The organism is Ruminococcus sp. OM04-4AA (genome assembly GCF_003462585.1).
Taxonomy (GTDB): Bacteria; Bacillota; Clostridia; order Lachnospirales; family Lachnospiraceae; genus Mediterraneibacter; species Mediterraneibacter faecis.
In genome coordinates this window covers 1-932 of record NZ_QTZH01000160.1, presented here as the reverse complement: position 1 = coordinate 932, position 932 = coordinate 1, and the positions used below count along the sequence as shown (strand labels likewise).

The 932-nt window shown below is 31.3% G+C and carries 1 protein-coding gene; it reads right to left on the bottom strand.

Translation table 11 applies throughout. The features are described 5' to 3' along the window. Positions 1–61: 61 nt before the first annotated feature. Positions 62–784: a hypothetical protein gene (locus DXB52_RS15910; protein WP_147339177.1), complete on the bottom strand. Its 723-nt coding sequence runs from the start codon at positions 782–784 to the stop codon at positions 62–64. Positions 785–932: the final 148 nt, after the last annotated feature.

The window sequence follows — 932 nt, the reverse complement described above, 5'->3', positions numbered from 1 at the left end:
AGAATTTGAATAGTTAATATTAATAAAATTCTAATAATTTCTTGCATTGCTTTTTTCATATTTAATGTCCCAACCGTTTACTAAAAGTCCAAGAACCCACATATTTTGTACGTGCAGAATTTAAATAATATTTGTTCTCATATCTTGTATATATTTTCCCTGAAGTTTTTGATCTGTAAACCTTACTTGTTACATATAAATAATCCGGTAATGCTGTCACACCTGATCCTGCACCTCCTGCAATTGCTGAAACAATAATCTTTGTTGCTATTGATAGGCTTACATATGGTGTTACTGCTACAATTGCTCCTGCTGCAATTGCTATTGTGACTTTTTTCCCTACAAGTGAAATGCCATACTTATCCGTTCGAAGATACGTTTTACTTCTTGCAAGTTTTTCATTATCTGCCGCTTGTGTTAGGTCTTCTTGATCCACAGAAATAGTATACTGTTCCACATCACCATTACTGTTAGTTTCAATACATGTAACTTTTCCTTCTTGAACAGTACTTAATATACTAGATTCTAAAATTTTTTCCTCTCCGTCAATTTTATAAAATGTGCTTTCAATATTGCTTCCATTAATTTTTTCTGTTATATAATACAAGCCATCTTCTCTTTGTTCAGTATAATTAACTGCTGAATCGTCTGGCATTTCAATATCATTAATTTCACCCACTTGAGTATAGCTATCTTCATTATTTGATGCAAAAACTGGTTGTCCAGCTGTACACATCATAATTGTTGCTAAACTAAAGCATATAAACTTCCTAAAACATTTCATTATTTTCGCTCTCCTTCATCACATAATCTTCCAATGTAACTAACTGAATTTCCCGGTGAACCAATTAATTCTTCTTTAATTTATCAAAAACTCCTTAAGTTTCATCTTAAGAAATCTGAAGAATTCTTAAGTCTATTCTCTCTTATTC